Below are 6,000 nucleotides of genomic sequence, written 5' to 3'. Positions count from 1 at the left end.
CGGCGTCGTCCGGCTGAGGGCTGAGCGGTTGTCCACAACGCCGCCCGCGACCGGCACCCCCGGCGCCGGGGGGCATCTACTGTTGCGGCGTGACGGGACATTCACTGAACCCCTCGGTGTGGCGGCGCCTCGCGGCGTCGTCGCACCCCGACTGGACCCGCACCGTGCGGGCCCGGCGAGTGGCCGCCGGCGGGCTCGTGGTTCTCGCCGGGATCGCGATGCTGCGGCCCGACCCGGACGGGGATCGCGCCGGCGTCGTGGTCGCCGCGCGTGACCTCACCCCCGGTACCGCGCTGGCCACCGACGACGTCCGGCTCGAAACACGTTCGCATGCCACGATTCCCGACGGCTCAGCGACCAACCTGAATACCGTGGTCGGTGCAACGCTGGCAGGCCCGGCCAGGCGTGGTGAAGTGCTCACCGATGTCCGTGTGCTCGGTAGCCGGCTGGCCGAGGCCGCAATCGGGTCGAAGGCCGGTCCCGGCGCCCGCATCGTGCCGCTGCGCTTGACCGACGGGGCCCTGCTCGACGTGATCCGGGTGGGCGACGTCGTCGACGTGCTCGCCGCGCCGGGCCCCGATTCGCCGGCGACCGGGCAGCCCGTCGGCAAGGTGGTGGCCACCGACGCGATCGTGGTTCTCGTGTCGGCCGGACGAAAAGCCCAGGCCACCGCGAGCGACCGCGTAGTGTTGGTGGCGCTGCCGGCTCATGTGGCGAACACGGTGGCCGCCTCGACACTGGGTCAGGCGGTAACCCTCACCCTGCACTGAGCACCCGCCCACCGTTCGGCCCGTGACCCGCAGCAAATTCTGTTCAGTCCAGAAAGGGCCCAGAAACGGCCTAGAAAGAGCCCAGAAAGAGCATCGTCAATGTTCACAGGATTCAAGGAGTTTCTCTCCCGGGGCAATATCGTCGACCTGGCTGTCGCGGTCGTCATCGGTACCGCTTTCACCGCATTGGTCACCAAGTTCACCGACAGCATCATCACTCCGTTGATCAACCGGATCGGCGTCAACCAGACGTCGGACGTGGGCATCCTGCGGATCAGCATCGGGGGCGGTCAGACCATCGACCTGAACATCCTGTTGTCGGCCGCGATCAACTTCGTGCTGATCGCGGTCGTCGTGTACTTCTTCGTCGTCTTGCCCTACAACACGCTGCGCAAGCGAGGCGAGGTCGAACAGGCCGAAGACGCCCAGATTGTCCTGCTCACCGAAATCCGCGACCTGCTGGGCCAGACCAACGGCGACTCCGCCGGCAAGCACCTCGGCGCCGGCGGGCAGACTCCCACGCCCAGCTAAGGGCCGCGCGCGGACGCCGACTCGCCGTGAGGTGCGGCTGAGCCGGGTCAGATCTCCAGGCTCGACAACTGACCGATGATCTGGGCGGCGAGGGGATTCAGCGTCGCCATTCCGTCGCGCACTGCGTAGCGGGAACCGGCGAGGTTGACCACCAGCGTACTGGCGGACACCCCCGCCAGACCGCGGGACAACCCGGCGTCGATGATCCCCGCGGCCAGGCCCGAGGCCCGGATCGCCTCGGCGATGCCGAGGATCTCCCGGTCCAGGATCTCCCGGGTGGCCTCCGGGGTGACGTCGCGCGGTGTGACACCGGTGCCACCGACCGAGACCACCAGGTCCACCCCGCCGATCACCGCGGTGTTCAGCGCATTGCGGATCTCGACTTCGTCGGCGGCCACGGCCACGACACCGTCCACGACGAACCCCGCCTCGGTCAGCAGCTCGGTGACCAGCGGTCCACTGTGGTCCTCGTCCCCGTGCGCGGTGCGATCATCGACCACCACCACCAGAGCCCGGCCAACCACCAACTCCGCACCCGTCTCCATAGGAGCAACCGTATATCCGAGCTCCGACAGGGCTTCCGGGGGTGTCTCGACCCTCATCACTGATCCGCCTTGCCGAGAGTGACCTCGACGGTCCGGCTGTCGCCGCCCGCGGGATCCTCGAACGTCAGCGAGATCCTGTCGCCCGGCGCCCTGGAACGCACAGCGGCGACCAGCGCGTCGGCGCTGTTGATCGGACGGTCGTCGACCTTGGTGACGACGACATCCTTGGGTACACCGGCGCTTGCGGCGGCACCGCCCTGCACGACCTCCACGATCTTGGCGCCGGGGGAGCCCTTGTCGTTGGTCACCTGCACGCCCAGCGACGCGTGGGACGCCTTGCCGCTGCTGATCAGCTCGTCGGCGATGCGCTTGGCCTGGTCAACCGGGATCGCGAAGCCGAGCCCGATCGACCCGCTCTGGGCATCCGGCGAATCGGCGCCGAGGGTGGCGATCGCCGAGTTGACCCCGACCAGCTGGCCGCTCATGTTGACCAGGGCGCCACCCGAGTTACCCGGGTTGATCGCCGCGTCGGTCTGGATCGCGTCCAGCACGGTGTTCTGATTTCCCGCCTCGCCGGTCGTGGAGACAGGCCGGTTGAGTGCGCTGACGATGCCAGTCGTCACCGTGCCGGACAGCCCCAGCGGCGACCCGATCGCGACCACCGGCTGGCCGACACGCAGATCCGACGAGGAGCCCAGCGCAATAGGAGTGAGCGCCGACACGCCCTGAACGCGGATCACGGCGATGTCGCTCGTGGGGTCGGTTCCGACCACCGTGAAGGGCGCCGTGCGCCCGTCGGAGAACGTGACCGTCGTCTTCGGGGCCGGGTTGGCTACGGCACCGGGCGGCTTCCCCGGGCCCGGGGCCGCACCCGCGACAACGTGATTGTTGGTCAAGATCAGCCCGTCGGAGGACAGGATGATCCCGGAGCCCTCCTCCGACTGACGCCCCAGGTCGGTCTCGAGCATGACGACGCTGGGCACCACTTTGGCGGCGACCTGTTCGACACTGCCCGACGGCATGTTCGCGGCCGGGACGCTGGGGGCGGCACCGGTAACGCGCCCGCCGTGGCCGCCGGTCGAGTGCGCGCCCAACTCGACGACCGTGGCCGCGGCGCCACCGATCCCGGCAGAGACCACCGCGATGGCCAGCGCGCCGGTGGCCAGCAGGCCCCCTCGGGAACGCTTCTGGCCTACCGGGGGACCCATCGGCGGCAGCATCCCGGGCATCGGCCCGGCGCCGGTACCGCCTGGCGCCGGGCCCACCCCGGCGCTGCCGGGGCCACGGCCACCGAACGGATCGTAGGGCCGCCGGTACTGCGCCGTCGGTGACGGCTGGGGCTGCGCATAACGCCAGTCGTACTGCTGGTCGTACTGCTGGTCGTACTGCTGGTCGTACGGGTGCTGTTGCCCCTGGGGGTAGGCGCGGCCACCTGATTGGCTGGTCACGGCACGGTAGCCCGGCTGCGGCGGTGGCGAATACCTCGGGTGATTCGTCATGTCGCTAAGTTCGCTCTTCCTCTTGAATGTCGGCTGGTGTGGGCACGACTCGACCTGCATTCCAACAGTAACTGCACTTCCACCATCAGCCCCGGGACTGAGAGTCCGCTGAGATAACGTTCGCCGATTGCCCAGAGTTCACCGAGCTTCCCGACGCGGACCCACCCGGGCCGGGGTGGGTCCCGGGCTCGTCGAGGACGAAATCGGCGGCGAGCTCCGCGGACGGCCCAACCGGCATCGGCCGGCCGGGAAGCAGCAGGTAGATCGCGGTCCCCGGAGGCTGCCCGCCGGGCACGGTGTCTTCGATGCGAAGCGTCCCGCCGTGCTTGAGCACCACCTGTTTCACGATCGCCAACCCCAGCCCCGAGCCCGGCATGGCCCGTGCCGTCGTCGACCGGTAGAACCGCTCGAACACCAGACGTCGTTCCTGCGGCGGAATTCCCGGGCCGTAATCCCAGACCACGAGTTCGGCGTGTGAGGCGTCGAGCTGCTTCATCCGGACGCCGACGTGGCCTCCCGGCGGACTCCACTTGGCGGCGTTGTCCATGAGGTTCAAGACCGCGCGCGACAACCCGGCCGCGTCACCATGGACCTGCCACGGGACGACCTGGACGTCGAACTGGATGTCGTTGCGCCGCCGCTTGACTCGCTCGAGGCTGCGGTCAACCATCTCGGACATGTCCACCGGCTCGTGCACCACGTGCCCGGCGTCGTCGCGGGTGAGGTCCACCAAATCGCCCACCAACGTGGACAACTCCTCGATCTGCGCGAGCACGTCGGCGCGCAGGTCGACCATTTCCTGCTCGGGCAGCCGTGGCGCACCAGGTTGCATCGACGCCATCAGCAGTTCGACATTGGTGCGCAGCGACGTCAGCGGCGTGCGCAACTCGTGCCCGGCGTCGGTCACCAGGCGGGCCTGCCGCTCCCGCGACTCGGCCAGCGCCCGCAACATCAGGTTGAACGCCTCGGTCAGCCGGGCCAGTTCGTCGCTGCCGAACACCGGGATGGGCCGCAGGTCGTCGGTGCGCGCGACCCGTTCGGCCGCTTCGGTCAACCGGGCCACCGGGCGCAACCCGGCCCGGGTGACCATGCCACCGGCCACCGCGGCGACCGCGACCCCGATTCCGCCGACGATCAGCAGCACCCAGCGCAGCTTGGTCATCACCGCTTCGGTCGGCCGCAGGCTCTTGGAGATCAGCAGCGAGCTGCCGTTGGGCAGGTGGATCGCCAGAATCCGCTGCTCGGACGCGGTGCGCTGCGACATGAACAGGTCACCGCTGATGACGGCCTTCTCCGGTACGCCGACCGGCAGCGTCTGGCCCGGCTGTTGGGCGGTGTAGATCGCGTGGCCCGGGTTGACCAGCATGGCGTTGACATCCGAATAGGCCGTGCCCTCGATGGCCTTCCCGGGGTCGGCGGCCAGCGACCCGCTGGCGATCAGCAGCTGCGCCCTACTCTGCAGCTGGTTGTCGATGTCGCTGTAGAGCGCCGCCGAAACGACCGCGTAGACCGCGAACGCCATCAGCACGACAACCATCGCGACCATCGACATCGCCAGCAGCATCACCCGCCAGCGCAGCGACAACGAACTGGTGGCCCGCGGGCGGGCGCGCCGTCGCCGACGGAACCCGATCATCACCGGAGGCGGACCGTCACGGCGGCGTCTCCCGCAGCACGTAACCCACTCCCCGCACCGTGTGGATCAGCCGGGGTTCACCGTCGGCCTCGGTCTTGCGGCGCAGATATCCGACGTAGACCTCCAGGGCGTTACCCGAGGTGGGAAAGTCGAAGCCCCACACCTCCTCGAGGATGCGGCTGCGGGTGAGCACGCGGCGCGGGTTGGCGATCAGCATTTCCAGCAACGCGAACTCGGTGCGGGTCAGGCTCATCTGCCGTTGCCCGCGGGTCACCTCGCGGGTCATCGGGTCCAGGGCCAGGTCGGAGAACCGCAGGGCGACCGACTCGCCGGCGTCGGCGTCCTCGGGTTTGGTGCGACGCAGCAGGGCGCGCATCCGCGCCAGGAGCTCTTCGAGCGCGAACGGCTTGGGCAGGTAGTCGTCGGCGCCGGCGTCCAGGCCCGCGACGCGCTCGGAGACCGAGTCGCGGGCGGTGAGCACCAGAATCGGCAAGTCGTCGCCGGTGCTGCGGAGCTGGCGACACACCTCCAAGCCGTCCAGCCGCGGCATCATGACATCCAGGACCAGGGCGTCGGGCCGCTCGGCGGCGATCTTCTCGAGAGCCTCCACCCCGTCATGGGCGAGTTCGACCGAATAGCCGTTGAAGGAAAGCGACCTGCGAAGCGACTCACGCACCGCGCGGTCGTCGTCGACGACCAATATCCGCACGGCCACTAGTGTCGTCCCGGCGCCTGAGAGCGGCCTGAGAGGCGCGCCGGGTGTCCGGGAAGATTAACGCTTGTCGAGATCGATCAGGCCGAGGCGGGCCGCCTTGAGCAGCCTGCGCGGCAGTTTGTGCCGCTGACCTGCGACCGTGACACCGACGAGTTCAGTCCGACCGGCCTTCCACTGCGCGCGGCGGCTTCGGGTGTTGGCGCGCGACATCCTGCGCTTGGGTGTGGCCATGGTCGGGCCTTACTCCTCGTTCGGGACTTCTGATGGGCATGTCGCGGGATGGCCGAGCGGGCCGGACGAGCGA

7 protein-coding genes are annotated in these 6,000 nt (G+C 69.2%); 2 read left to right on the top strand and 5 right to left on the bottom strand.

Annotated elements, in window-relative coordinates:
* Positions 1 to 89: 89 nt before the first annotated feature.
* On the top strand, positions 90 to 770 hold the full coding sequence (locus AC2VOK_RS01150; RefSeq protein ID WP_428898839.1) for an SAF domain-containing protein: 681 nt from the start codon (positions 90 to 92) through the stop codon (positions 768 to 770).
* Between the two features lie 99 nt (positions 771 to 869).
* Positions 870 to 1,301 (top strand): large-conductance mechanosensitive channel protein MscL, encoded by a 432-nt coding sequence (gene mscL / locus AC2VOK_RS01145; protein WP_428898838.1) that lies wholly within the window; start codon positions 870 to 872, stop codon positions 1,299 to 1,301.
* 47 nt (positions 1,302 to 1,348) lie between these two features.
* Here mscL and AC2VOK_RS01140 read toward each other — a convergent pair whose 3' ends face one another.
* The 5 genes from AC2VOK_RS01140 to rpmF form a co-directional block, all read right to left on the bottom strand.
* Complete coding sequence (locus AC2VOK_RS01140) at positions 1,349 to 1,903, bottom strand: MogA/MoaB family molybdenum cofactor biosynthesis protein (RefSeq protein ID WP_428898837.1); 555 nt, start codon at positions 1,901 to 1,903, stop codon at positions 1,349 to 1,351.
* On the bottom strand, positions 1,903 to 3,405 hold the full coding sequence (locus tag AC2VOK_RS01135) for a S1C family serine protease (protein ID WP_428898836.1): 1,503 nt from the start codon (positions 3,403 to 3,405) through the stop codon (positions 1,903 to 1,905). Before AC2VOK_RS01135 ends, AC2VOK_RS01140 begins: the two co-directional genes overlap by 1 nt.
* 25 nt (positions 3,406 to 3,430) lie before the next feature.
* Positions 3,431 to 4,981, bottom strand: a complete 1,551-nt coding sequence (locus AC2VOK_RS01130) for a HAMP domain-containing sensor histidine kinase (RefSeq protein WP_428898835.1) — start codon at positions 4,979 to 4,981, stop codon at positions 3,431 to 3,433.
* Between the two features lie 16 nt (positions 4,982 to 4,997).
* Positions 4,998 to 5,690: a response regulator transcription factor gene (locus AC2VOK_RS01125; RefSeq protein ID WP_428898834.1), complete on the bottom strand. Its 693-nt coding sequence runs from the start codon at positions 5,688 to 5,690 to the stop codon at positions 4,998 to 5,000.
* Between the two features lie 63 nt (positions 5,691 to 5,753).
* Positions 5,754 to 5,927 (bottom strand): 50S ribosomal protein L32, encoded by a 174-nt coding sequence (gene rpmF, locus AC2VOK_RS01120; protein WP_428898833.1) that lies wholly within the window; start codon positions 5,925 to 5,927, stop codon positions 5,754 to 5,756.
* Between the last annotated feature and the right edge of the window lie 73 nt (positions 5,928 to 6,000).

The organism is Mycobacterium sp. TH-M116 (genome assembly GCF_057473685.1).
This window is presented reverse-complemented; position numbering and strand designations above follow the sequence as displayed.